The following is a 23,566-nucleotide window of genomic DNA, read 5'->3' on the forward strand; positions in this document are numbered from 1 at the left end:
GTAAGATTATGCGGCATGGCTTGCCTTATAGGTACATAGTATGTTTATACGGAAATGAAAAAGGAGGAGAGATCATTCGCTTATTTCACGAATTCCGTCAGTTTGTAAAGCGAGGTAATGCCGCAGATATGGGGATAGGAATTGTGTTAGGAGCAGCCTTCAGTGGGTTTATCGATTCTTTGGTTACGGATATTCTCCTGCCGCCTATTGGGCTGGTCCTTGCCAAAATAAACTTTTCAGATTTGTACATCAGTTTAAATGGAGGTAACTATCCATCCTTATTGGCAGCTAAAGAGGCTGGAGCTGCTACTGTCAACTATGGCCTCTTTCTCACCGCTGCCGTCAGATTTTTACTTGTCCTATTTACGGTTTTTTTGATTGTTCGACAAATAAATCGGTGGAAACAGCCGAATCAAGATGCCATTGCAGCTATGACGAAAAAAGAATGTCCATACTGCTGTACTTCTATTCCATTCAAAGCAATAAAATGTCCCAATTGTGGAACCTTATTGAAAACACCTAAAGGTTATAGTCGAATGTCGGGGTGAAAGCACCTTTGACTAGTAAAAGCATGTATCCAGCTGTTCAATCGGCTGGATGCATGCTTTTTACATATATTGGTGGGCAGCCTCAGAATAGTTCTTAACACATATGGGAGAATACAACTTATATAATTCTTTTATACAGTCAGGGTAAGGTATGAAGGAATGAATAAAGGTGCAAGGTGGAGAGTAACAGATGGATAAGAAAAAGAAGTGGGACCTCATAGCATTAGCCTCCATTCCCTTGGTGATGACCTTGGGTAATTCTATGTTAATACCTGTTTTACCTATCATCGAAAAAGAAATCAACATTTCCGCATTCCAGTCGAGTTTGATCATAACCGTTTATTCTGTTGTTGCCATCATTTTGATCCCGATAGCCGGTTACTTATCCGATAAAATTGGCAGAAAGAAAGTAATTATACCCAGCTTGATCATTGCCGGAGCAGGCGGGGTCATCTCTGCTTATGCCGCCTGGAAAATGGAAAACCCTTATTTCATGATTCTGGTGGGAAGGTTTCTGCAAGGAATTGGTGCTTCGGGGGCTTTTCCAGTTGTAATTCCTACGGTTGGGGATATGTTCAAGGATGAAACAGAGGTCAGTGAAGGGCTTGGTTTAATAGAAACCTCTAATACGTTTGGAAAGGTATTAAGTCCGATTTTAGGTGCTCTACTAGCCGTCCTCATCTGGTTTATTCCATTTGCAGCTATTCCAGTTCTATCCTTGGTATCAATTCTGTTGGTTCTATTTTTGGTGAAGGTACCTAAAGAGGAGAAGGAGGAGCCAAAAAAAGGATTTGCTGAATTCAAGGCTTCTATCAAAGATGTCTTCCATCATAACGGAAGGTGGATATTTTCCATATTTATCATCGGTTGCATTAATATGTTTGTGTTGTTCGGTTTTTTATTCCACTTATCCTCCTTGTTGGAAGAAAAATATCAGGTCGTTGGAGTCAACAAAGGTTTGGTGCTGGCGATACCACTATTATTTTTGTGTATCGCTTCCTACATTTGCGGTAAGAAAATAGGTGAAAATAAGACTTATATGAAATGGGCAATTGTGATAGGAAATGGGGCGGCGGCAGCTTCCCTGTTATTCGTAAAAACAGACAGCAGATTGTGGCTGCTGGTTGCATTCCTATCCATAGCCGGAATTGGAATCGGTGTATCCCTGCCCAGTCTGGACTCTCTAATTACCGAAGGAGTGGAAAAAGACGTAAGAGGTTCTGTCACTTCCCTTTACAGCAGTATGAGATTTCTGGGAGTGGCTGCTGGTCCTCCGATCATCGCTATCCTAATGGCAAAATATCCTGGAGGGCTCTACATTACTCTGGCTTGCCTCAGTGCTCTGGCAGTTCTTGTTACTTTTTTTGCGGTACGTCCATCTAATGAGGAACCACAGGTCACACCAGAACCAGGTAATTAAAGAAGGGAGTGCGTAGTAATGGATATGCTCGAACTATCAGGCAGGGTGGTAGTAATTTTTGTCGTACTATATGGATTGGCACGGACGCTGAATAAAAAATTGATTTCTCAAATGACTTTCTTCGACTTTGTAGCGGGAATTACACTGGGTTCCATGACAGCCACTATTACGTTCAATACTAACCTTGAATTCTGGAAGGGGCTACTTGCCTTAGTGCTGTTCGCGGTGCTTGTTTTCCTGATTGAAATGGCTACGTTGAAAAGCTTTAAAGCCAGAAAAATTTTTAATAGTGAACCAACTATTTTGATAAACAATGGTCAGATTTTGGAAGATGGTATGGCAAAAGTACGGATGAACGTGGATGAGCTGTTATTTCAATTAAGAAAAAAGAACTTTTTTTATTTAAGCGATGTGGACAGTGCCGTTTTAGAAACAGATGGGACTGTCAGTGTACTTCCGAAGACTTCCGCCCAGCCGGCTACTAAAAGTGACGTCAACATAAGCCAACTTTCGAGGAATATTCCCCAGACCTTCATCATCCAGGGGAATGTGCTTGAGCACAGTTTGAAAGCAGCTGGAAAAGACAAAGCTTGGGTCAAACAATTAATGAACCAATGGGGGATCAACAAGCTCGAAGACATTATTGTTGCTCAGGTTGATCAATTAGGCGGTGTATATATCGACACCAAGACTGATGTAATCAGCTTCGCAGGCGATGAATGAATTTATTGTGATAAGAATTGAAATCGGTGGCCTGCATACACCCCGGGAGAAACATTTTTTTCCAGGGTGTTTTTTTATTTCGAGGGTTTCATGAGTTTTTTGGAAAGGGGGTAGACACCCAGGCTTTGCACCACTAGGGAAATCAATACGGCTGCAAATCCCAGCGAAAGAATCATATCTACTTCTCCTGATCCTTTGGATTGAAGGTTTAATAGGAGATAAACAGACATCGTTCCCTTTAAACCGGACCAGGTGAGCATGATTGATTCTCTCCAGCTGATTTCTTTTCTCCAGTGAGGGAAAAGCTGGGTTGTCCCGTATATGATTAGGAAACGTACAATCAGGGAGAGTGCAAAAATGATTAATACAAAGCCCCATGCTCCAAATACAAGGTGCTGGGCAGATTGAATACCAATTAAAAGAAAAATCAGTGCTAACACAGTCAATTCAATGATATTCCAGAAGCCATCCAGTTTGTCCCGCAGGTTATCTTCCTTGATTGTGTGACCAAATTCAAGAGAAAGCATAATCCCAGCGAACACTGTGGCAAGTACTCCAGAAAAATGGAAGCGTTCAGCCAAATTGAACACACCAAACGCTAACACAATAGATAACATGACTTGGTATTCACGGTTGTGTGTAAAGTGAACAGCCTTACTTACAAGCCAACCGAACAAGACTCCAATGAAAACCCCGCCGAGGGATACAAGCAGGAATTCACCTAAAAACGAAAGAAGGCCGAATGATTTCCCCTCTGTCAGCATTCCCGCCAGTACAGTAAAAATGACAATGCTTGTTCCATCATTTATCAGCGATTCCCCTTCTACTACATCGGCGATTTTTTCATCTCCGGTGGAATACTTTAGTATGGAAGTTACGGAAACTGGATCCGTAGGGGTCAAAATGGAGGCCACCATCAAGGATCCAACAAATGACATGGATACAAACGGACTGCTGAGCGCAAATAAGGCAGCACCAAGCAGAATGACGGTAAGTATGATACCAATTGATGCCAGTACGCTGATGATTCCTGCATTGTTTTTAAAGCCCTTGGCAGGGAAGCGGTATGCGGAAGTAAATAACAACGGAGGGAGGAAGATATGATATATTAAATCTTTTGTCACTTCCATGGAAGAAAAGTAAGGGATCAAGGAAAGGCCTATCCCAAGAAGAACTAAAATTGTAGGAACAGGAAAGTTTTTTTGTTTCTTATCAATGGTAAAGATAATGTAGCCGACGAAAATCAGCAAAATATAATGCGTTGTATGCAAAACAGCGTCTCCCCCTCTAATTACAATTCCACGAACAACTAGTCCCCTTATAACGGACAATGGATAATTCCAGTTGTCCAGGAAGTTACAAAAAATGGATAACTCTTTTACGAAGGTCTTCATCCAGTACCAGCGCCTACCCCCTCGAGGTCTTAAGCCGATCCTCTCTGTGACAAAGAAACGTCACGGCGAGGCTTGGCTTAAGCTTGTCGGGGGTGAGCGAGGCGCTTTTAGCTTTTGTTCTTATAGTGGTTGATTATCCGGTTTATCTTGGTATAAAACTTCCTCTTATAGCCGATTTTTAGAAGGTTCACAAATGAGTGGACAGGGTATAAAGGTATAAGACTGGAGGGGAGTAAATGACAGAGAAAAAAGATGATCGTAAGAATTTAGATAGAGAAATGAAGGAAGCGGAAAAGACTCCGATAAAAAAGGCGGATAATCCAGATCGCCAATTTTATATTCCCTCACAAATTGTGAATGAATTCGGGGAGAAGGGGAGAGACCATCTGGCAAAACCATTCCGTGCACAGATGCTGTTGGCATTTACTGCAGGATCGTTTATGACATTTGGAGCAGCTTTTTCCATCTTACTCGGTATTGATATAGAAGCTGAAGGAATTTACTATTTGTTATCCGGTCTCGGTTTTGCCGCTGGTTATGCGATGGTGTTTATTTCGGGAGCGGTTTTGTTTACGGAGATTAATGTGCTTCTTCCAACCTATAAATTCCATATTGCCGGCTTGATGCATAAGAACATGGTGAAATTCTGGCTGGCTACCTATCTTGGTAATATTGTGGGTGCACTGTTTGTTGCTGTTCTGATTCAAACCTCCGGATCATTATCTGACCCATTTTATATGGAAATGCGAGAATTATTGCATAAAAAAATGAAGTTCATGCAATTTGGCGTGAAGGGCTGGTTTGAAGTGATCATTTCCGGTATCCTGGCAAATTGGATGATTGGTATGGCAGCATTTTTAACGACAGCAGCCCGTGACATTACTGGGAAGCTGTTAGGGACAACCTTGCCAGTCATATTGTTCGTTGCGGGAAACTTCCAGCATAGTGCAGCAAATATGGGTTATTTCAGTCTTGGTGTACTTTCTGATACACCTTATGCCTGGTATGAGTTCATATTATTCAACCTTATTCCAGCCAGTATAGGAAACATCATAGGAGGAGCACTGCTGGTAGCATTGATATTCACCTATGCCTATAAAGAGGATTTGAGCTCACAAAATGACAATTAAAAAAGCCCCTAACAATTGGTGGGGCCTACTGAAAAACTGAAAGGTTATAAAAAGGTGTGATTTAAAAAACGGTCTGTATGGAGTTTTGTATCCATACAGACCGTTTTTGTCTTTAACATATTATGGTTGATTCCACGATGGAGCGGGAGACTGTGCCCCCGGCAAGCGTTTCGTGAGAATCAAAAGCATGAATCAATTGGTGGACACGTTGCTCGATGATAAGATTCTCTTCAAGCCTTTTTTAAGCGATGGCTATTTTCATAGTGATTCCGAATGGGTCTTTTACCTGTACGCTGTCTGCCAGCATCTCAACGGAAGCACCGGTATTTTGTAAATTCTCGAGTACATGATTATAAGTTTCTTCATCAGGCACTTCAATCGTGTAATATTTCAGACCATATCCGCTACCTTCCATAACATCCATAGCTTTTGTCCAGGTATTGAGAGCGATATGATGGTGATAACCACCAGCTGACAAAAACAATGCGCTTCTTCCCATTTCAAACATTTTGTCAAAACCGAGTCCATCGACATAAAAATGTTCAGCAGCAGATAATTCTCCGACATGGAGATGGATATGTCCAATAGTAGTTCCTGAAGGAAGACCGTTCCACGTTTTGCTCTCGGACTCCTTCAGTAAACCTTCAGCATCCAGAGGATAAGTGGCGGCAGTGATATTACCGGAAGTGTCTTTCGGCCAGTTGTCTCTTGGACGATCGGCATAAATCTCTATCCCATTATTGTCAGGGTCCTGTAGATACAGTGCTTCACTGAAGCCATGGTCAGAAGCACCTTGCAAAGGATAATTCTTTTCCAGCAGCCGGCGTAATGCGAGTGAAAGACTGGTACGATCCGGCACTAAAATTGCCAGATGATAAAGCCCGTCAGATACTTTATTTTCCGATAGCTTTCCGTTACCTTCCTCCAGCCATATCAAAGGTTTCTGCCCGTCTGCTGATAAAGACACAATGTGTTTCTTCTTTTCGAGAATTTCAAAGCCGAGATAATCCACATAAAAATGTATGGAGCGTTCAAGATCTTTGACAACTAAATGGACAGCGCCGATTGCTGTATCAGGGTGAATGTTCATATCGTTATACCTCCATCATATAAATTAGAAGATGATTGCATCTACAGAATAAGTTCCTGCTCCAATAAGTGCAACACCGATTGCTGCAACAATGATGATAGCGTTATATTCATAGCCGCCCTCTGTTGCCCAGAAACCGTTTGATCCGTGCACTTTTGCGATGGCGACAAGCATTGGAACGACAATCAAAAGAGCTGCCAATGGTGTCAAAAGACCAAGCGCAAACAATAATCCGCCAATGACCTCACTTATACCGGCTGCAAGTGCCATTGTTTTCCCAGGTTTGATTCCGATAGATTCGAAAAATCCTCCTGTACCTTCAACTCCATGTCCGCCAAACCATCCGAACAATTTTTGTGCACCATGAGCGGCAAAGGACAATCCAAGGAATAAGCGGATGATTAACAGGCCCAAACTAGCTAATGCTGTCATAATGTAACTCCTCCTTTATCTTTTGTATGATAAAAATATAACAGGTTACTAAAAGTAAGTCAAGATAAAAAACTAAATTAGTTACTTTTTATCACCTTAAACCCAAAAAGAAACCTCTCCTTAATAAATCAGAAGAGATTTCTATTATTTCTCGATCCATTGATCAGCCCAATATTGGATTTCTGACAAGGCTGGGGTAATGGCAATGCCTTTTTCTGTGAGGCTGTATTCAATTCGTACAGGTGTCTCCGGATAAACTTTGCGTTCGACAAGTCCGTTTTCCTCTAATTCCTTCAAACGTTCTGTCAGCATTTTTTTGCTGATTTCCGGGATCTGGTTGGCGATGGTGTTGAAACGCATTGGTCCTGATTCCAAAACGTAGAGAATAACTCCCATCCATCGTTTGCCGAGTATTTGGAACGCTTTTTCGAATTTTGGACAAAGTGATTTGTATTCCATAATCTCCCCCCAGGCCTGATAACTTCTTGTTATCCTCATTATAATACAGTTCTTTGATTACTAAAAGTAATTTAGTCTATTAACTATACCTGAAGAGGGAGTTTTTCAGTCTTCCATGACATTTCCTTGGGCTGGAATCGGATTTTCTTTTAAAATTTTGGCAAGATGGATGAGGTTGTAAGCTTCCATGACTACATGATTGCGTGTGAATTCATTTTCAATTCCATCTGCTTCTATAAAGGAAGGTCCCGGACCAGCTGTACCTACCCAGTAAGTATCAGCGTTCGGCGGAATATTGAATCCAAAATGAGAAAGGGCAAACAGGATGGAGCTTGCTGCATTTTTAGCCCCGTCTTCATTTCCTGTAACCACCGTACCGGCAACTTTATTATAATAAATGGATTGACCTTTTTCATTTGTTACCGATGCCCCGCCATTAATTCGTTCGATAGCAAGTTTGGCGAGACTGCTTTTTTCCCCGGCCCATACAGGAGTGGCAAGAATCAGGATGTCTGCTTCCTTAATTTTTTCAAAAATTTTCGGCCATTCATCACCTTCTCCCAGGTCATCGCTCACTCCGTATTTAATGTTATAGTCAGCGAGTCTGATGCTTTCATGGTGTATGCCTTCTTTATCAAACACATTTGTCACTTCTTTGGCCAATGCCTCGGTGTTCGATTCTTCATCCTCGCTTGTTTTAAAGGATGCATTCAATATAATTGCTCTTAATTCGGTCATTTACATTCCTCCTTTTACCAGTTTCCTATCTTCCTTTTCCCGAATTGGCCAAATTAAATCTGGCACCATTTACCTTATAAAAGATGGTAAAAAATGCTTAGAACTTTCCTATTGCTCCATGGCTTTCTCGTATGTTAAATTTGCATTAAATAAAGGGGAATAACTCTATAACGTCGCAATGCATAAGAAACATTCTGAAAGTTGTGAACGTTACATTCCACCTTTATGATGCCTGGTTAGGGGGCTTCTATACTAGGATGGAAGCAACCTAATACACTTAAAAAAGGAGGGTGAGCTGCTGTGACGATCCTGTTTACCAAAGGCCGCGAACTGTTTGAACAAGATTCCAAGAACCAGGCGTTCAACAAACAGACTGAAGAAACTCAGAAGCCTAAGACGCGTAGTCGTAAGATGTTTAAGAGAAAGCGTAAGTAAGTTATGTTGAGGCATGGTCTTTGGAAAAGTGAATATCGGCAGGATCAACGAAGCATGGGATGAGAGACAGCAGGTCATCAATAGAACTAAACATCAGTCCTTGATGTTAAAATTCCAATATTGCATTTTTAAGTGGCATTGACCCAAGATAATCCTATGTTTGCAGTTGACATTGCAAAAAAAGAAAATCGATAAATTCATTAATGCTGTTCTGAAAGTGTTCCTCACTTTTGGAACAGCATTTGTTTTTAGGGTGGCTCTCTGCCCCGTTTCTCGTAATGTGTTCATGAGAAATAACAAATCCTTTTTAAAGGAATCTTTCAGTGGTTCAGAGACGTGAGACGTAACGTCTTACAAAAATTGGTTGATTTTTTAAGTTTTAACTAATTAAATACGGGAATCGCCTAATACATTTCTTAAAAGGAGGGCTGATCAAATTGACGATCCTGTTTACCAAGGGCCGTGAACTGCTTGAAAAAGATGCTAAAAACGAAGCATTCAAAAAGCAGGCAGTGCAAAAAGGCCAAGTACAGACAACCAGCGGTAAAGTCACTAAATTTTCCAAGCGAAAATAACATTGTTCTGTGAAGAAATTTAATAGGTACAGGATCAACTATTTCATGGGGATGGCTTAGTGGCAGTCATGAACCGATGGCGATGCAGTAGTATCGCTACTAAAAATCTTTATTGAGGATGATAATAATTCAACTACTCATTCGATTTTTACACGAAGTCCATTTACGACCTATGTTTTTAGTTGTTTCAACGACATGAGGCAGAACCTTTTTACCATGGAAAAAAGGTTCTGTCTTTTTTGATGCTTTAAAAAAGTTTTACTTTGTCAAAGGATTAAGTTTAAGTAAAACTGAGGTTTTCCCTATAAGGACTTGGCGACAAGCCAAGTTTTTCTAATGGAAAGTTCGTGTTAATTCCCCTTAATCAGCAAATGATAAAAAGAACACTCATTGCCGGAAAAAAGGGGGGATTATGATGAAAAGATGGATGAATTATACTTATATTTTTGTTGCTTTTCTAATTTTACTGCCTTCTGGCGGTGAGGCCTATCATGCTTCACTGGTAGTTGAGGAAGAAACGATTGCAACAACTGCAAAGAACGGAAAATTGGAAGTTCATTTTATTGATGTCAGTCAGGGAGACAGTATATTTGTAAGATTCCCTAATGGGAAAACAATGCTTGTAGATGGCGGTGACAGAGAAGCCGGTAAGAAAGTGGCCAGTTATTTGAAGAAAGCAGGCGTTTCTAAAATTGATCAAGTTGTTGCCACACACCCGGATATCGACCATATCGGCGGATTGCTGGAAGTTTTAGATGAATTCAAGGTGAAAAAAGTACTCGATAGTGGGAAAACCCATACAACGGACACATATGCAGCATATTTGAAAATTATCGCAGCAAAAGAGATTCCCTTTCATATCGCTAAAGAAAGGCAAAAATTGAAACTTGACTCTGATGTAAAGGTGCAAGTTCTACATGTTGATCGGAACGAAGAGGAGAATAACCCCGCGTCGATTGTCTTAAAGCTTACCTATGGAGAAATGGATATACTATTGGCAAGCGATACAGAAACAAAAAATGAGAAGGAAATGATGAAACGATATGATGTCCGTTCAGAGATTCTGAAAGTTGCCCATCATGGCTCGTTCACGAGTAATTCACAGGCGTTTATCGATAGGGTAAATCCGGAAGCCGCCATTTTGTCATACGATAAAAATAATGATTACGGTCATCCTGTCAGCAAAGTGGTAGCAAGATTTTATCACCTCGGCACCACTCTGTATTCAACTGCAGAAGCAGGGGATATCGTCGTAACAGTGACAAAACAAGAATACGAAATAGATGCGGATCCATACATGCCAAAGTTCAAACCTGGGCCAATAGAAAAGGAACCCACCCTGAATGAAACTTTCAATTAAGTCCTTAGTTTCTATATAGAAATAAAACGCCCCGAGCAATGCGCTCAGGGCTAATTTTATTCTAATGTCCTATTCATTTCATCAACGTCGAGCCGTTCGCTTGGCTCTGGGCTTTCTCCCTGGAGAAATACTCCATCACCACCGCAGATACTGCACGTGTATCGCCATTCCTCATCATCCATCAATAGTCCGGATCCATCACATGCTTTGCAAATATTATTACGTTGTACCATTTTATATTCCTCCCTTAACTTCTTTTTTATGTCTTGCTTTTACCCAGTTAATCAATCCGCCTTTAAGCATCATATCAATCTGACGTTCCGATAAGGCGTGTACTGCCGTGAATGACTGGTTGGTTCCCTTAACTGTGACTTTCACTTCTTTACCGTTTTGAATAGTGGTCCTTAAATCCTCGAGCAGAATAGTATCTCCCTGGCTTAAGGAATCATAATCGCTATCATTTTTGAAAGTAAGTGGTAATACTCCAAAGTTGACGAGGTTTTGCCAATGGATACGGGCAAAGTCCTTGGCAAGAACAACGCGCAGTCCGAGATATCTTGGCGCAAGCGCGGCATGCTCCCTGCTAGAGCCTTGTCCGTAATTATAGCCGCCGACCAAGGCATGCCCTGTTACATCCCGAATCTCCATTGCTCTGTCATAATAAGTGTCATCGATGATTTCAAATGAAAACTTGCTGATTTCCGGAAGGTTGCTTCGGTAGGGAAGGACGCGGGAACCACCTGCAAGGATTTCATCTGTTGAAATGTTATCGTTCATTTTTAATAAAATCGGAACCTCCAATTTATCCGGAAGAGGTGACATTTCCGGAATAGATGCGATATTCGGTCCCTTCTCAAGGCTGATATTTCGTGCCTCTTCCATTGGTAGTGGTTTTTGCAGCAGTCCATCATCAATGGAAGGGCGGGATACTTCCTTTACCTTAGGATATTTCATATCGAGGGTACGGGGGTCCGTGACTTTTCCTGTTAATGCGGAAGCAGCAGCTGTTTCTGGGCTGCACAAAAAGACACTATCCTCGCGTGTACCTGACCGTCCGGGGAAGTTCCTTGGTGTTGTACGCAAACTGTTGCGGCCGGTTGCAGGAGCTTGTCCCATCCCGATACAACCATTACATCCAGCCTGATGAAGTCTGGCACCTGAAGAAATTAGGCTGGCAATATGGCTTTCTTTGACAAGATCGGTGAGCATTTGCCTGGAGGATGGATTAATATCGAAAGAAATTCCATCTGCAACGTGTTTTCCTTTAACAATTTCAGCGGCGATGGCAAAATCTCGATAGCCAGGGTTAGCTGATGAACCGATGTAGGACTGATAAATCGGTTCCCCTGCTATAGCTGTAACAGGTACAACATTCCCAGGGCTGGATGGTTTGGCGATCATCGGTTCAATCGTCGACAGATCGATTTCTTCATTCAGATCGTAGGTTGCACCATCGTCAGCAACAATTTCCTCCCAATCTTTCCCTCGGTCCTGACTTTTCAGGAACCGGTGTATCTCTTTATCTGATGGAAAAACCGTCGCTGTAGCCCCAAGTTCAGCACCCATGTTGGCAATAACGTGACGATCCATTGCACTCAAATGCTCAAGCCCAGGTCCGTAGTATTCGATTATTTTTCCTACCCCGCCCTTTACATCGTGCCGTCTTAACAGCTCCAAAATCACATCTTTAGCACTTACCCAATCTGGGAGCCTGCCTGTGACTTCAATTCCCCAGATTTCCGGCATCTTTACGTAAAATGGTTCTCCCGCGATGGCCATAGCCACATCGATTCCGCCTGCTCCCATAGCCAGCATCCCCATACAACCATTGGCACAAGTGTGGCTGTCTGAGCCGAGTAATGTTTTGCCGGGTTTAGCAAGCTGCTGCATATGGACGGGGTGGCTGACACCGTTACCTGGCCTGCTATAGTAGAGCCCAAACCTTCGAGCAGCACTTTGTAAAAATAAATGGTCATCTGGGTTTTTGCTGTCTTCCTGAATGATATTGTGGTCTACATATTGAGCCGATGCCTCTGTTTTTGCCCTGTCCAGGTTCATGGCCTCCAGTTCAAGCATTACCATGGTTCCTGTAGCATCCTGGGTCAGTGTCTGGTCAATCTTTAGACCGATTTCTGTTCCGGGAACCATTTCTCCGGAAACAAGGTGGTTTTTGATTAGTTTTTGCGATACGTTCATTGCCAACGTTGTTCTCCTCCTATTAGTCCAATTCTAAGCTTTAAGATTGCCTATTTTTGGTGTTTTTATGTATGAATCGTCTGGTATAAATGATGGGCTTTCTCGTACATTAAGAAAGTACAAAATTCCACAAAGAAGCATTGCGGCGTAGTGAAAAAATCCTAGTATAAGTAAAACTAAGGCTACTGCCATTAGGACTTGACGACAAGCCAAGTTTTTACTAACAATACTATATCGAAGGGGCACGGTTATGGAAAAAGGGAAGAAGGAAAATAAAAAAATACAATGGTGGCAGCTCTCTTTGATAGGTGTTGGATGCACAATAGGAACAGGTTTTTTTCTTGGATCAGCGCTAGCTATCAAACGTGGAGGTCCAGGGGTTCTTCTTACGTTTCTTCTCGCAGCGATAGGTACATATCTCGTTTTTGACGCGCTGGCGAAAATGACAGCAGAACATCCTGAAAAAGGATCGTTCCGCTCCTATGCAAAGAAAGCTTTCGGAAGGTGGGCGGGTTTCAGCAATGGGTGGGTATATTGGTCATCTGAGCTATTAATCATGGGCAGCCAGCTTACTGCATTAGCAATATTTTCTCAGTTCTGGTTTCCGGGAATGCCGCTTTGGCTGTTATCTGCTATTTTTGGCGGGTTAGGTATAGGTGTCATCCTTACCGGTGTTACTGGTTTCGAACGCTTTGAAAATGTGTTTGCGGTTATTAAAACCGCTGCGATCCTCATGTTCATTATCATAGCTGTTCTTGCGGTTTCAGGAATGCTTGAAGGGGGAAGACCGGACAATACGGTTGAAATGAGCGGGGAGGGGCTGTTTCCAACAGGTCTGACGGGACTGTGGGCAGCTTTTCTATATGCGTTTTATGCATTCGGTGGAATCGAAGTGATGGGGATTATGGCCAATGAACTAAAGGAACCGAAAGACGCGCCTAAATCCGGGAAAGTTATGCTTATCACTTTGGCAGTTATCTATATACTGTCTCTCGGGCTGGCAATATTTCTGATGTCCTGGAAAAAGTTCAACCCTGACGAAAGCCCGTTTATTACTGCCTTGAGTAAGTATGATCTTTCTTTTGTTCCTCATATATTTAATGGCGCGCTTATTATCGGAGGCTTTTCTACTATGGTCGCTTCTCTTTATGCGATAACAACCATCTTGTCCACATTGTCAGAAGACGGGGATGCTCCGGCATTTTTTGCAAAAACCGGGAAGCGAGGTGTGCCGTTCCATGCCTTATTTCTTACCATCGGTGGACTTGTTGCATCCATACTTGTCGCTCTTATACTTCCGGAAAAAATTTACGAATACTTGACGACTGCTGCTGGTTTGATGCTTTTATATACTTGGCTGTTCATTTTGATTACGTATCATAAGCTGATGAAGCTGAACGGAAAAGACCAAGTTAAACGCCTTGTCGGCATGGTCTTGATTTTATTGGGGGTGAGCGGGACATTATTTGATGCCACAAGCAGAATCGGATTTTTCATCAGTTTGTTATTTTTATTGGTAATTGGCGCCATCACACTGTGGATGAGGAAAAAATGGCGGACTTCTCATAGTCCTCAGTAGTTTTTTTATTCAAGTCGGCAAACGGGAATCCGCTTATCGAGCTTTAATTATCGCCAAAAGCCGGCTGAGCCAATCATGCTTTTTCAAGCTTTGTTAGTTGCTCTGCTGTAAACAAAACGGACTTGGCAGTACCATCCTTTCCGTTATAGCCTGGTAAACGAGGAAGGTCGGGCCTGTCCTAAAGATGAAATAACAGTTTGACTGCCTGCATACCAAAATAGAATGCAAAACCGAATAAGCATAACCCTGACAGGACAGAAATCCCTCTTAATGCTCTGGTATTGAGGAACCTGCGGAATCCGCTGGAAATACAAGCCATGGTCACATCCCACAGCATCAAGCCGACCAGAATAGCACCGCCGTATAAGACTAAATGAAAATGGTCATAGCGGTTGATTGTATTGGCAAGTACAGAGCCGTAAATACCCAGCCAGAACAAAATGGATAGAGGATTCGTGATTGAGATAAGGAAGCCGGTCATAAACGTTTTTCTTAACGAATCCTTATTTCTGCTGTGACTGACCTCTAATTTTTGTGAATTGGCAATACTTTCAAAACCTGTATACAAAAGAACAAAAGCGCCGAAAAGCCAGAGGAAGGTTTTCATAAACGGAATTTCTAAAAAATGTACAACACCGAAAAAAACGGCGATGATAAAAAATAGTTCTGCCAGAATCGAGCCAAGTCCGATCAGCCAAGAATGAAAAAAACCGTTTTTAATTCCCTGGTCGATTTGGGCTGCATTAATCGGGCCGAGCGGAGCGGCCAAGGATAATCCGAGCAGGACATAGCTGATGAATACTGTCAAAGCCTTACCTCCTCAATCTTTAGTAGCTTGTACCAATGTATTCATTCATCTAGGTTTATATCACCTATGGCAAAAAGAAAGAGTACCCTGCTTTTATTTCACAGGATACTCTCAGTTTTCTTCACTTTTTTAAAGCCTGGTTCGTTTCTTCGATTAAGCGCAGCAGGTCTGTCGCCCGCTGCATCGCTTTCTCATCTGTAAACGATGGGTCATGCTTTGCTGAATTCAGTACTTCTTCAGCATGCTTTACATGCTGCTGGGCTTCCGTAAACCCCGCCTGATCCTCCTGGGCGCGTTCCACTGCAAGTTTCGCGTTGTTCAATTCATCCAAAACACTATTGAAGTCATGTTTTTCTGGGCTCATTTTTCTTCCTCCTTATTATTTATTTTCATGGTTTCTGCCGTTTTTTATGCAGAGGTATGTAAAAAGAAACCATCCCTCAGAAGGGATAGTTTCTTTGGATGGTTGTTTAATTAGAAGCCAAAGCCCCCACCATAACCACCACCGTAGCCTCCGCCGTACCCACCACCGACGTAAGAAGCTCCGATAATGATCAGTAGAATGAAAAGGACGACCAACAGGGCAAATCCAGATCCGTAATTAGAACTCATCAAACCACCTCCTTTCTATGTTTATATGTCAAAAATAGAAAAAGGGGTGGGTTTTCCAGGCAATAATGTTTATATGTTTAGAAAGTATAAATGTTTTTGCAAAGAAGCCCCTGAAAAAAACCAGACGCATTCACGAAGGACGAGCGAATGTGAGTTTATTATAAACCAATACATGGAATGAAGTTATGGATGCCTGATGCAGGTTTTTATAGGTACCAAAACGAATTCTTTATAAAGGGGGGAGTTTTTTGTCAAAAAAACACGAAATAAACGTTGCCGGACTGGAATTTTCATGGAATATTAATAAAGGGCAATTCCTTTATGAAGGAGAAGAAGCTGTCCTGTTTTGGATAACTTCCGCGATGAAATCATTTTTAGATACCATAGAAGAAATATCCGGTGAAGAGGCGGCGAACCTTGTCCTTGAAACGACAGGTTTCCGGCAGGGTACTGTTGTAGGTAACTATTTTGCCAGCAATTCAATTGATATCCATGAAGTCGCCGAAATCATACCTGATACTTATGCCTCAGCTGGCTGGGGACTTGCCAGGGTAACGGATATCGATATAGAAAGCCAAACTTTGTGCGTCCATTTGAAAAACGACTGGGAGTACAAAATAAACAAAGCCCAAGGGAAAAAAACAGGTGGAACCTTTTTACCTGCCCATTATGCCGGAATATTTACAGGAATGTTCCAGACAAATATCTGGTATGAAGTAGAGCATTCTCAATTGGAAGGATATGACGAAAGCGTTATCCGCTATTTCCCTTCAGAGATAAATGTACAGCAGAATATCCATCAGTTAATTCGAAAAAAAGAAGCTGAGCAGATCATACATTTAGAGGGGCTCGTAGAAGATAAGACTCGGGATCTAAAAGAGCTGGTAAAAACTTTGTCTTCTCCGATCATCCCCGTATTGGAAGGGATTGTCGTCGTACCATTGCTTGGAAGGTATGATGAGGAACGGGCGGAAGAACTGATTTCACAGACCCTTCAGCATTTGCCAAAACATAAAGCGGAATTTCTTATTTTAGATCTCACCGGAATCAATAATTTATTGACCCCTTACACCATTAGCTTTATTGAAAAAATGGGATCAACAGCCTCCTTGATCGGAATTAAGCTTGTTCTGGTAGGCATTTCACCAAAATTAGCTCAGAGCATTACGGAAACTTCCATCGACTTATCACCATTCGATTGTTTTCAAAACCTGCAGCATGGTATTCATTACGCCCTTGCACAGAAAGGGAGGAAAATTGTATAAAAATAAAAAATGTGCATTCCAGGAATTGGATTGCACATTTGTTTTAGGATCGAAGAGGAAGGGTAAACATATATCAAATAAACACTAATATCACACAATGGGGTGAAAGTAATGGGAAAACTTCTTAAAAGGGTTTTCAAATATGGCCCGGTCATTTATCCGATGATCCGGAAATTCTTAAATAAACGTCGCCATTAATCAAACAGTTTTTATAGATGCTGCTCTATCCTGAACAGGGATAGGGCAGCTTTTTAATTGTCAAAATTGATGGTTATAATACACCTCTGCAGCAGACTTCTTTTATTTTCAGCGCCTGTCATCGAAAGTCTTACTCTTTGTGACAAAGCTCGTCACGCCAGGGTCGTCTTAAGTATGTCGGGGGTGGGCATGGCGCGTCCGCTTTTAGGTATGTTATTTGCGCAATTTTTCCAAGTTTTCTTCGTGAAAACTGGATCCTTCGACCTCATTTACTACGCTGAATGGATTACCATCTGGGTCCAGGAATTCAAAGCAGCCCATACCCGAGTAATCCGAAATCTCACTGACGACCACGCCTTTTGTATAAAGAGAATGATGGGCTTTGTGAATGTCAGTAACGAGAAAGTTATAATAACTATTTTTTTTACCTTTTTTAACTTCAAACTCTGTTGGCTGGGGACGGTCCACTTCAACCAACCCTAGTTGGGCATCCCCTTTTTTGAAGACAAACCCTGCACCACGCTCACCGAAATCCCACCTGTCAACAAAAATTGCTCCCAAATAATGTTCATACCATTTAATCGATTCATCCAGATTAGAAACAGGAATGAAAATACTTCCAACTTTGAACATGGCACTCATCCTTTTCCTTTTATTATTTTTACTTTTCGATTAGGAGAATATGTTTTCCTGCTTGCAAATAGAAAAACCGCTTCTAATATTTGTCAGGTCGTATGCCACATGATAACAGGTAATTGTGCAAGAATATGTAAAAAATGGAGGCGGGTAATATGAAAGTGGCAGTAAGTTTGGTTTTGATTTTGTGTCAATTCCTCCCATTCCCTTACGTGGGAACAGCAGCTGACTTTGAAGGAAATAAACCTGGTCATAATCAAAAATACCACATGCATTTTATGAAGGAATTTAAGGAGTATGAAAAGCAAGGCTATGAGAAAGAAGATATTCGTAAAGCAATTCTGATATCCAAATATGCAAAAAAGGATATCGGAATCATACTAGCAAAATTTAAAGAAACGGGATCCTGGGAGGAAACTGCCGAATATTTTGGGGCTGATTTAATGAATTTGAAAGAAGCCCTTAAAGAAAATAGGCTGGGATTCCTGGAGGAAAACAAAGATAAAGTCATAGCTCAGTTAAGTCAATATACTGGCGAAAGTGAAGACGTTCTCGCCGATCACTTAGAAGGAGGTATCCCGCTACATTTCCTGGTAAAAGCTGCTGTCTTATCAAAATTGGCAGAAGTTGAATTGAGCCGGATCATCCAGGATAAGCAAAAGGGCAAAAGCCTGAAACAACTGACTGAAGAGATGAATATTGAACGCCATAAATTGAAATTAGAGCTTCGAATGTTTATGGAAGCAGTTAAGTCTGGTCACTGAAGTAAATATCTGCTTTATCGAGTAGGAGACATGCGATTAATTGGATTAATCCCGATTGGTCTAGTATGCTTTTAATAAATCATAACTAGGCTGGGGTGAATAGAATGAATGACTTATATCGTCCATTTATTAAAAATGACAGTCATAGAAAATATTTCGATAAAGCCGGGCAGTTATCCTCCAAGGTGAAAAACCGGGCAGACAAGCAGGATGAAGCTGCAGTATTTTCTCCTGAGAACCTGAAGGATCTAAAGACGGCCAGATACTTTTCTCTCCCGCTGCCTGAAGAATACGGCGGCGAAAACATTTCGTTATATGAATTCCTGCTGATGCAGGAAAAACTGGCAGAAGGTGACGGAGCCGTAGCGCTGTCAGTCGGCTGGCACCTTGGAATCGTGATGGAACTAAGAGATGAACAGTTATGGGATAGTAAAATGTTTGAAAAGATCGCACAGGAAATCGCCTCATCCCAAAAAGTATTAAACAGGGCTGCTTCAGAGCCGGCAACTGGTAGTCCAACCCGGGGAGGCATTCCAGAAACCCGCGCCGTCCCACAAGATGGTAAATATATCATTAACGGGAAAAAGACCTTTACGACCATGGCAGATGTTTTAGATTACTACGTCGTGTCCGCTTATATAGAAGATCGCGATGCTGTCGGCTGGTTTCTGATTGAAAAAGGACTTAGCGGTGTTCAGGTAGATCATACATGGGACACCCTGGGTATGCGTGGAACCGGAAGTGATGACCTCGTATTGACTGATGTGGAAGTAAAGGCTGACAGTCTTGTCGAAATGGCAGACGGGAAAAAGTCTAATCCTAAAGGTTGGCTGCTGCATATTCCCGCCTGTTATCTGGGTATCGCAATTGCAGCCCGGAACGATGCCATTGCGTTTGCCAAAAACTTTCAGCCGAACAGCCTGGATCACCCTATTTCTGAGGTAGGACATATCAAACAGAAAATCGGCGAGATGGAATTAAAGCTGATGAGTGCACGCTACTTCATGTACTCAGTTGCTGAAAGGTGGGACAATGAGCCAGCTGAAAGAACACATATGGGAGCTGAACTGGCAGCAGTGAAAGTAGTAGCGACCAACGCAGCAAACGAAGTTGTCGATCTTGCCATGCGGATAGCTGGCGGGAGAGGATTATCTAAAAAGTATCCCTTTGAAAAATATTATCGCGACGTACGTGCAGGCCTCCATAACCCGCCGATGGACGACGCTGTCCTCAACATGCTTGCAGCCCGCACTTAAAAGCCAGGCACTCCAGAGAATGGGGTGCCTGGTTCCTTTTCGGTCGAAAGTCTGAGGTTTTTCCCGGTCGTTTTCCGCACAGTTTTTTCACACCTATCACCGATGTGCTTTCTTATCTTTACCCCTACAATAAAATCAACGCTATTATCGAAAGGAGAAATAATGAAATGGAAAATAAAGTTGTGTTGATTACAGGGGCATCAAAAGGGCTTGGGCGCGCACTTACATTGGCATTTGCTAAAGAAGGGGCTAAGCTTGGCATTGTTGCCAGAGGGAAAGATAGCTTGTTAGAAGTAAAGAAGGAGGCGGAAGCGCTAGGAGCAGAGGTAGTTGCTGTTACAGGTGATGCTGCTGATGTAAAAGATGTGGAGCGTTTTGTGTCAGTTGTTGAAGGAGCGTTCAACCGGATTGATGTTTTGATCAATAATGCATCCATTTTTGGTCCTGGACCAACTCTTCTTGCTGACTATCCACTTGGTACATTTGAAGAGGTGATCCGGGTAAACGTCCTCAATCCATTCCTTGTGACGAAACGTGTGCTACCGGGAATGCTTGCTCGAAATGACGGATCCATCATCAATGTCACTTCAGAGGCAGGACATACTGGATTTGGAGAATGGGGGGCATATGCAGTATCAAAATTTGGACTGGAAGGAATGACAGAAGTTTGGGCAGATGAACTAAAAGGGACCGGGGTTCGGTTAAACATGGTCGATCCAGGAGAAATGGACACGGATATGCATGATATGGCAGTACCTGATTGCGATTATGCATTAGCCGATCCCGCTGATATTGTCGGTGTGTTCCTTTTTCTTGCCTCCGAACAGGCAAAAGGTGTCCATGGTACAAGAAAAGAAGCCCAATTGTTTATTCAGGAAGGCAGGGAAATATGATGCAGGCGGTATCTTATCCTTTTGATATACCGGAAAAGCTGAACGCTTCCATTCCGGCTGAACTGAAGAAAGGATCGAGGGACCAGGTGAAAATGATGGTACTCGATCGTACAATAGGGCATACCAAGCATGATGATTTTTTTCATATCGATAACTATTTGCAGGAAGGGGATTTGGTCGTCCTGAATAATAGCAGGACAATTCCTCCTGTCCTGTTTGGCAAGCAGGGTAATACGACAATTGAAGTTCGTTTGTCACGGACCTCAGATCCATCAGAATGGGAAGCTCTTTTAATCGGTGATTTCATCCAGGTTAATCAGCCGATTTCCTTTGGTCATGGCTTGCAGGCAAACATTATAGGACCGGGGGCAGAGCGCCCATTAGTGAACTTGAAGTTTTCTGAGCAGGGTCCAGAATTAATCGATTATATTTTTAAATACGGCGAGCCCATCAGGTATGAATATATTGATACCCCATGGCCGCTTGAGTATTATCAAACGGTTTATGGATCGGTACCTGGTTCGGTAGAGATGCCTTCAGCTGGCAGGGCTTTCTCGTGGCGGGTCATCAATAAACTGAAGCAACGGGGTGTCAAAATCGGCTATTTGCAGCTGCATACAGGTTTAAGCTATTACGGGAAAGACCGGTGGCCGGATCCGAAGGCTCATCCCGAAGAGTTCACTGTTCCTGAAAAGACGGCACAGCTCATCAATGAGACGAGGGAGAAAGGTGGAAGGGTGATTGCTGTAGGTACGACGGTGGTCCGCGCTTTGGAATCATCGTTCGCTTCAGATGGACTCATAAAAGCAAAGAGTGGCTTTACAAACTTGTATGTGGATCAACATCACCATTTGCAGGCAGTTGACGGTTTATTGACCGGTTTTCATGAACCGGAGGCCAGTCATTTGGATATGCTGACAGCTTTTATAAAGGAAGAGTTGCTGATGAAGGCTTATAAGGAAGCAATCGAATCCTGTTACTTATGGCATGAGTTTGGGGATGTGAATTTAATCCTTCCAAGGAAACCGATATTATGAAATGGCATCATTTTGGCTTTTATGTCAGCGACTTAGAAAGATCACTGGCCTTTTATCAAAAACACTTCGGTTTTCAAAAAATACAGGCGCTCACTTTCCGTAACGAGAAGATTTATTTCCTGGAAAAAGGCGAGGTAATGATTGAATTGATTTATAGAAAGGGTGAGGTCCTGCGCTATAGTCAGAATCATATTTGCTTTAAAGTAGATAAACTCATTATCCACGGGATGTCTCTCTTGCCGATCGAAGGGCCGATCCTTTTAGATAATGGTTGGAAAACAGCTTTTTTCGAGGGACCAGATGGCGAAGTTATAGAACTGATTGAACAAAAAGGAAGCTGACCCTGACTGAAGGGCAGCTTCCTTTTAAGATTAGGATTGCTGGGCTAAGCGGTCCGCAAATGCCTTGGCATAAGGGGGAAGGTCTGGTGGGCGGCGAGCTGAAATAATATGGCCGTCTTCCACCACTGCTTCGTCAGACCAAACAGCGCCAGCGTTCATCATATCATCTTTGATGCCTGGAGTGCTTGTGACACTGCGGCCTTCCAGTATTCCTGCAGAGATCAGGACCCAGCCGGCATGACAGATTTGACCGATAGTTTTCTTCTCCTCATCCATATGTCGTACAAAGGAAAGTACTTCTTCATATCTGCGAAGTTTGTCCGGAGACCATCCTCCAGGAACGAGGATGCCGTCATAATCTTCCGCTGAAATATCTGAGAAAGCATAGTCAGACTCTACTGGAACTCCATATTTCCCGGTATATTTCGTGTTTGCCTCTTTCCCGACAATATGGACGGTCGCACCTTCTTCGCGCAGGCGAAGCACCGGATACCATAATTCAAGGTCCTCAAATTCATCACTGACAAGTGCAATCACTTTTTTATTTTGTAAACGCATGTACAGCCTCCTTCCAATCATCCATGAATATTATAATTTTACCAGAGGAGTGGTGGCGTTTCTAATGTTGCACTTTACATAAAGGGATGGAAATCGGCTGTTTCCCCTAGATCCCTGCTCATAGTGGTTTGAAAAATGCTTTGAAACATCGGCAGGTACAAAAAACGGGGCTGGCCCAAAAGGCTTCTTTGAAAGGAAAAACTACGAAGATGTTTTCTGTTCTTTGTGGTTTTTTCGTACATGAAAAAGAGGATCTTTGTATTGTTGATTGCCAATTTGGGCAGGGAAACGATGAGACTCCTGCAGGAGGGAGACTTGTCGTCTTACCTGCAGAAAGGGAATCGTTTCCCAGCCATACTTTTCCGGTATCAAAAATTGGAAAAACTTGGCTTGCCGCCAAGTTCTTATGGCGAAAGCCTTAGTTTTACTTACACTTTAATCCTTTAAAAAAGTTTAACTTTCTAAAAGTGTAAAAAAAACAAGAGGCTGCCCGTAAGTCTATTTTAGACTTATGGGACAGCCATCTGTTTTTCAACTTATGAATTTCCGATTTTTTCGATGAAGGCTTCCAGCTTTTTCGTAGTTTCCTGGGCAAGCTGTTTTAATTTTTCCGTATCTGGTTCTTCTGCTTTTGATTCATTGATTAATGGATATAGACTTTTCTCGATGTTCTCATAATCTTCCGGATATTGTTCCTCTATTTGTTTTTCGATTTTGTCCCATTTCTTTTCTATCGTTTCACCAATTTGGTTGATTTCTGGAGTATCGGAGTTTTCTTCGATGGCAGGGGTCAGTTCTTCTACAGCAGACTTGGCATCTTTAACACCTGGAAGCAGTTCGGAGGATTCTCCCTCTCCTTCCGTGCCTTCACCAGTAGTTTCTGTGTTTTCAGTAGATTCCTGGTTTTCGTTTGTTTCTTCCGTGTTTTCATTGTTGGTGGTTCCTGAGTTCTCAGCATTGTCCTCAGAACCGCCGCATGCGCTTAAGAGAAGTCCAGTTGCCAGTAATACACTGAATAGATTAAATAATTTAATGGGAATCACTCCTTTGGTAGTTTGTACCATTATTCCCAATAAATTGTCGAAAAAAACGAGGCAAAAAGCATTAATCCAAAAAACT

Annotated in this window: 26 protein-coding genes; 13 read left to right on the plus strand and 13 right to left on the minus strand. The window is 42.3% G+C overall.

From position 1 onward, the window contains the following. The first annotated feature begins 20 nt into the window (after positions 1 to 20). The 3 genes from mscL to JOC33_RS15290 all read left to right on the plus strand — a co-directional run bounded on the left by mscL (position 21) and on the right by JOC33_RS15290 (position 2,691). Entirely contained in the window at positions 21 to 548 is a 528-nt protein-coding gene (gene mscL / locus JOC33_RS15280) for a large conductance mechanosensitive channel protein MscL (RefSeq protein ID WP_275577003.1), read from the plus strand. A 190-nt stretch (positions 549 to 738) separates the two neighbouring features. Then, complete coding sequence (locus tag JOC33_RS15285; protein WP_205093418.1) at positions 739 to 1,968, plus strand: bacillibactin exporter BcbE; 1,230 nt, start codon at positions 739 to 741, stop codon at positions 1,966 to 1,968. Positions 1,969 to 1,986: 18 nt separating this feature from the next. Further along, positions 1,987 to 2,691, plus strand: coding sequence for a DUF421 domain-containing protein (locus tag JOC33_RS15290; protein ID WP_205093419.1), 705 nt, complete (start codon positions 1,987 to 1,989; stop codon positions 2,689 to 2,691). 74 nt (positions 2,692 to 2,765) lie between these two features. Here JOC33_RS15290 and JOC33_RS15295 read toward each other — a convergent pair whose 3' ends face one another. Further along, entirely contained in the window at positions 2,766 to 3,962 is a 1,197-nt protein-coding gene (locus JOC33_RS15295; RefSeq protein ID WP_205093420.1) for a cation:proton antiporter, read from the minus strand. Between the two features lie 359 nt (positions 3,963 to 4,321). On the opposite strand from JOC33_RS15295, the gene JOC33_RS15300 reads away from it, so the two are divergent. Continuing rightward, positions 4,322 to 5,215, plus strand: a complete 894-nt coding sequence (locus JOC33_RS15300) for a formate/nitrite transporter family protein (RefSeq protein ID WP_338054536.1) — start codon at positions 4,322 to 4,324, stop codon at positions 5,213 to 5,215. A 241-nt stretch (positions 5,216 to 5,456) separates the two neighbouring features. Here JOC33_RS15300 and JOC33_RS15305 read toward each other — a convergent pair whose 3' ends face one another. The 4 genes from JOC33_RS15305 to JOC33_RS15320 form a co-directional block, all read right to left on the minus strand. Then, positions 5,457 to 6,305, minus strand: a complete 849-nt coding sequence (locus JOC33_RS15305) for a VOC family protein (protein WP_205093421.1) — start codon at positions 6,303 to 6,305, stop codon at positions 5,457 to 5,459. A gap of 24 nt (positions 6,306 to 6,329) precedes the next feature. Further along, on the minus strand, positions 6,330 to 6,737 hold the full coding sequence (locus JOC33_RS15310) for a DoxX family protein (RefSeq protein ID WP_205093422.1): 408 nt from the start codon (positions 6,735 to 6,737) through the stop codon (positions 6,330 to 6,332). A 144-nt stretch (positions 6,738 to 6,881) separates the two neighbouring features. Beyond that, complete coding sequence (locus JOC33_RS15315) at positions 6,882 to 7,199, minus strand: winged helix-turn-helix transcriptional regulator (protein WP_338054543.1); 318 nt, start codon at positions 7,197 to 7,199, stop codon at positions 6,882 to 6,884. 102 nt (positions 7,200 to 7,301) lie between these two features. Beyond that, positions 7,302 to 7,934, minus strand: a complete 633-nt coding sequence (locus tag JOC33_RS15320) for a flavodoxin family protein (RefSeq protein WP_205093424.1) — start codon at positions 7,932 to 7,934, stop codon at positions 7,302 to 7,304. A gap of 872 nt (positions 7,935 to 8,806) precedes the next feature. Here JOC33_RS15320 and JOC33_RS15325 point away from each other — a divergent pair. Continuing rightward, a complete protein-coding gene (locus JOC33_RS15325; RefSeq protein WP_205093425.1) occupies positions 8,807 to 8,944 on the plus strand; it encodes a hypothetical protein in 138 nt (45 codons plus the stop codon). A 412-nt stretch (positions 8,945 to 9,356) separates the two neighbouring features. Then, positions 9,357 to 10,304: a ComEC/Rec2 family competence protein gene (locus tag JOC33_RS15330; RefSeq protein ID WP_205093426.1), complete on the plus strand. Its 948-nt coding sequence runs from the start codon at positions 9,357 to 9,359 to the stop codon at positions 10,302 to 10,304. Positions 10,305 to 10,360: 56 nt separating this feature from the next. Here JOC33_RS15330 and JOC33_RS15335 read toward each other — a convergent pair whose 3' ends face one another. Together JOC33_RS15335 and JOC33_RS15340 are read right to left on the minus strand one after the other, a co-directional pair. Further along, entirely contained in the window at positions 10,361 to 10,537 is a 177-nt protein-coding gene (locus JOC33_RS15335; RefSeq protein WP_205093427.1) for a hypothetical protein, read from the minus strand. A 1-nt stretch (position 10,538) separates the two neighbouring features. Further along, complete coding sequence (locus tag JOC33_RS15340; RefSeq protein WP_205093428.1) at positions 10,539 to 12,506, minus strand: aconitate hydratase; 1,968 nt, start codon at positions 12,504 to 12,506, stop codon at positions 10,539 to 10,541. Between the two features lie 244 nt (positions 12,507 to 12,750). Between JOC33_RS15340 and JOC33_RS15345 the strand changes: the two genes are divergently transcribed. Beyond that, positions 12,751 to 14,079, plus strand: coding sequence for an amino acid permease (locus tag JOC33_RS15345; RefSeq protein ID WP_205093429.1), 1,329 nt, complete (start codon positions 12,751 to 12,753; stop codon positions 14,077 to 14,079). 178 nt (positions 14,080 to 14,257) lie between these two features. On the opposite strand, the gene JOC33_RS15350 is transcribed toward JOC33_RS15345, so the two are convergent. The 3 genes from JOC33_RS15350 to JOC33_RS15360 all read right to left on the minus strand — a co-directional run bounded on the left by JOC33_RS15350 (position 14,258) and on the right by JOC33_RS15360 (position 15,499). Next, complete coding sequence (locus JOC33_RS15350) at positions 14,258 to 14,887, minus strand: LysE family transporter (RefSeq protein WP_205093430.1); 630 nt, start codon at positions 14,885 to 14,887, stop codon at positions 14,258 to 14,260. A gap of 121 nt (positions 14,888 to 15,008) precedes the next feature. Next, the gene (locus JOC33_RS15355) at positions 15,009 to 15,251 is read right to left on the minus strand and encodes a hypothetical protein (RefSeq protein ID WP_205093431.1); all 243 of its coding nucleotides are present in this window, start codon (positions 15,249 to 15,251) and stop codon (positions 15,009 to 15,011) included. 110 nt (positions 15,252 to 15,361) lie between these two features. Then, complete coding sequence (locus JOC33_RS15360) at positions 15,362 to 15,499, minus strand: YjcZ family sporulation protein (protein WP_205093432.1); 138 nt, start codon at positions 15,497 to 15,499, stop codon at positions 15,362 to 15,364. Positions 15,500 to 15,747: 248 nt separating this feature from the next. Here JOC33_RS15360 and JOC33_RS15365 point away from each other — a divergent pair, with 248 nt between their 5' ends. After that, on the plus strand, positions 15,748 to 16,764 hold the full coding sequence (locus JOC33_RS15365; protein ID WP_205093433.1) for an STAS domain-containing protein: 1,017 nt from the start codon (positions 15,748 to 15,750) through the stop codon (positions 16,762 to 16,764). A gap of 411 nt (positions 16,765 to 17,175) precedes the next feature. Here the strand turns inward: JOC33_RS15365 and JOC33_RS15370 are convergent, their stop codons facing one another. Further along, positions 17,176 to 17,595 (minus strand): VOC family protein, encoded by a 420-nt coding sequence (locus tag JOC33_RS15370; RefSeq protein ID WP_205093434.1) that lies wholly within the window; start codon positions 17,593 to 17,595, stop codon positions 17,176 to 17,178. A 158-nt stretch (positions 17,596 to 17,753) separates the two neighbouring features. Here JOC33_RS15370 and JOC33_RS15375 point away from each other — a divergent pair, with 158 nt between their 5' ends. The 5 genes from JOC33_RS15375 (at position 17,754) to JOC33_RS15395 (ending at position 21,889) form a co-directional block, all read left to right on the plus strand. Continuing rightward, positions 17,754 to 18,362, plus strand: coding sequence for a hypothetical protein (locus JOC33_RS15375; protein WP_205093435.1), 609 nt, complete (start codon positions 17,754 to 17,756; stop codon positions 18,360 to 18,362). A gap of 104 nt (positions 18,363 to 18,466) precedes the next feature. Further along, positions 18,467 to 19,618 (plus strand): acyl-CoA dehydrogenase family protein, encoded by a 1,152-nt coding sequence (locus JOC33_RS15380; protein WP_205093436.1) that lies wholly within the window; start codon positions 18,467 to 18,469, stop codon positions 19,616 to 19,618. A 167-nt stretch (positions 19,619 to 19,785) separates the two neighbouring features. Continuing rightward, positions 19,786 to 20,511 (plus strand): SDR family NAD(P)-dependent oxidoreductase, encoded by a 726-nt coding sequence (locus JOC33_RS15385; RefSeq protein ID WP_205093437.1) that lies wholly within the window; start codon positions 19,786 to 19,788, stop codon positions 20,509 to 20,511. Then, a complete protein-coding gene (locus JOC33_RS15390) occupies positions 20,508 to 21,548 on the plus strand; it encodes an S-adenosylmethionine:tRNA ribosyltransferase-isomerase (RefSeq protein WP_239534240.1) in 1,041 nt (346 codons plus the stop codon). Before JOC33_RS15385 ends, JOC33_RS15390 begins: the two co-directional genes overlap by 4 nt. Next, positions 21,545 to 21,889 (plus strand): VOC family protein, encoded by a 345-nt coding sequence (locus JOC33_RS15395; RefSeq protein ID WP_205093438.1) that lies wholly within the window; start codon positions 21,545 to 21,547, stop codon positions 21,887 to 21,889. Before JOC33_RS15390 ends, JOC33_RS15395 begins: the two co-directional genes overlap by 4 nt. A 30-nt stretch (positions 21,890 to 21,919) precedes the next feature. Here the strand turns inward: JOC33_RS15395 and JOC33_RS15400 are convergent, their stop codons facing one another. Both JOC33_RS15400 and JOC33_RS15405 read right to left on the minus strand, forming a co-directional pair. Next, positions 21,920 to 22,447 carry a type 1 glutamine amidotransferase domain-containing protein gene (locus JOC33_RS15400; RefSeq protein ID WP_205093439.1) on the minus strand — a complete coding sequence of 176 codons (528 nt, stop codon included), beginning with the start codon at positions 22,445 to 22,447 and terminating at the stop codon, positions 21,920 to 21,922. A 536-nt stretch (positions 22,448 to 22,983) separates the two neighbouring features. Continuing rightward, the gene (locus JOC33_RS15405) at positions 22,984 to 23,511 is read right to left on the minus strand and encodes a hypothetical protein (RefSeq protein WP_205093440.1); all 528 of its coding nucleotides are present in this window, start codon (positions 23,509 to 23,511) and stop codon (positions 22,984 to 22,986) included. Positions 23,512 to 23,566: the final 55 nt, after the last annotated feature.

Origin of the sequence: Thalassobacillus pellis (assembly GCF_016908295.1) — a bacterium.
Classification (GTDB): Bacteria; Bacillota; Bacilli; order Bacillales; family Halobacillaceae; genus Thalassobacillus; species Thalassobacillus pellis.

What these genes read in the sequence shown, in the direction of transcription:
- JOC33_RS15285 (WP_205093418.1), top strand. Translation starts at nt 739, where the DNA reads ATGGATAAGAAAAAGAAGTGGGACCTCATAGCATTAGCCTCCATTCCC.
- JOC33_RS15290 (WP_205093419.1), top strand. Translation starts at nt 1,987, where the DNA reads ATGGATATGCTCGAACTATCAGGCAGGGTGGTAGTAATTTTTGTCGTA.
- JOC33_RS15300 (WP_338054536.1), top strand. Translation starts at nt 4,322, where the DNA reads ATGACAGAGAAAAAAGATGATCGTAAGAATTTAGATAGAGAAATGAAG.
- JOC33_RS15305 (WP_205093421.1), bottom strand. Translation starts at nt 6,305, where the DNA reads ATGAACATTCACCCTGATACAGCAATCGGCGCTGTCCATTTAGTTGTC.
- JOC33_RS15310 (WP_205093422.1), bottom strand. Translation starts at nt 6,737, where the DNA reads ATGACAGCATTAGCTAGTTTGGGCCTGTTAATCATCCGCTTATTCCTT.
- JOC33_RS15320 (WP_205093424.1), bottom strand. Translation starts at nt 7,934, where the DNA reads ATGACCGAATTAAGAGCAATTATATTGAATGCATCCTTTAAAACAAGC.
- JOC33_RS15330 (WP_205093426.1), top strand. Translation starts at nt 9,357, where the DNA reads ATGATGAAAAGATGGATGAATTATACTTATATTTTTGTTGCTTTTCTA.
- JOC33_RS15335 (WP_205093427.1), bottom strand. Translation starts at nt 10,537, where the DNA reads ATGGTACAACGTAATAATATTTGCAAAGCATGTGATGGATCCGGACTA.
- JOC33_RS15345 (WP_205093429.1), top strand. Translation starts at nt 12,751, where the DNA reads ATGGAAAAAGGGAAGAAGGAAAATAAAAAAATACAATGGTGGCAGCTC.
- JOC33_RS15355 (WP_205093431.1), bottom strand. Translation starts at nt 15,251, where the DNA reads ATGAGCCCAGAAAAACATGACTTCAATAGTGTTTTGGATGAATTGAAC.
- JOC33_RS15360 (WP_205093432.1), bottom strand. Translation starts at nt 15,499, where the DNA reads ATGAGTTCTAATTACGGATCTGGATTTGCCCTGTTGGTCGTCCTTTTC.
- JOC33_RS15370 (WP_205093434.1), bottom strand. Translation starts at nt 17,595, where the DNA reads ATGTTCAAAGTTGGAAGTATTTTCATTCCTGTTTCTAATCTGGATGAA.
- JOC33_RS15375 (WP_205093435.1), top strand. Translation starts at nt 17,754, where the DNA reads ATGAAAGTGGCAGTAAGTTTGGTTTTGATTTTGTGTCAATTCCTCCCA.
- JOC33_RS15380 (WP_205093436.1), top strand. Translation starts at nt 18,467, where the DNA reads ATGAATGACTTATATCGTCCATTTATTAAAAATGACAGTCATAGAAAA.
- JOC33_RS15385 (WP_205093437.1), top strand. Translation starts at nt 19,786, where the DNA reads ATGGAAAATAAAGTTGTGTTGATTACAGGGGCATCAAAAGGGCTTGGG.
- JOC33_RS15390 (WP_239534240.1), top strand. Translation starts at nt 20,508, where the DNA reads ATGATGCAGGCGGTATCTTATCCTTTTGATATACCGGAAAAGCTGAAC.
- JOC33_RS15395 (WP_205093438.1), top strand. Translation starts at nt 21,545, where the DNA reads ATGAAATGGCATCATTTTGGCTTTTATGTCAGCGACTTAGAAAGATCA.
- JOC33_RS15400 (WP_205093439.1), bottom strand. Translation starts at nt 22,447, where the DNA reads ATGCGTTTACAAAATAAAAAAGTGATTGCACTTGTCAGTGATGAATTT.
- JOC33_RS15405 (WP_205093440.1), bottom strand. Translation starts at nt 23,511, where the DNA reads ATGGTACAAACTACCAAAGGAGTGATTCCCATTAAATTATTTAATCTA.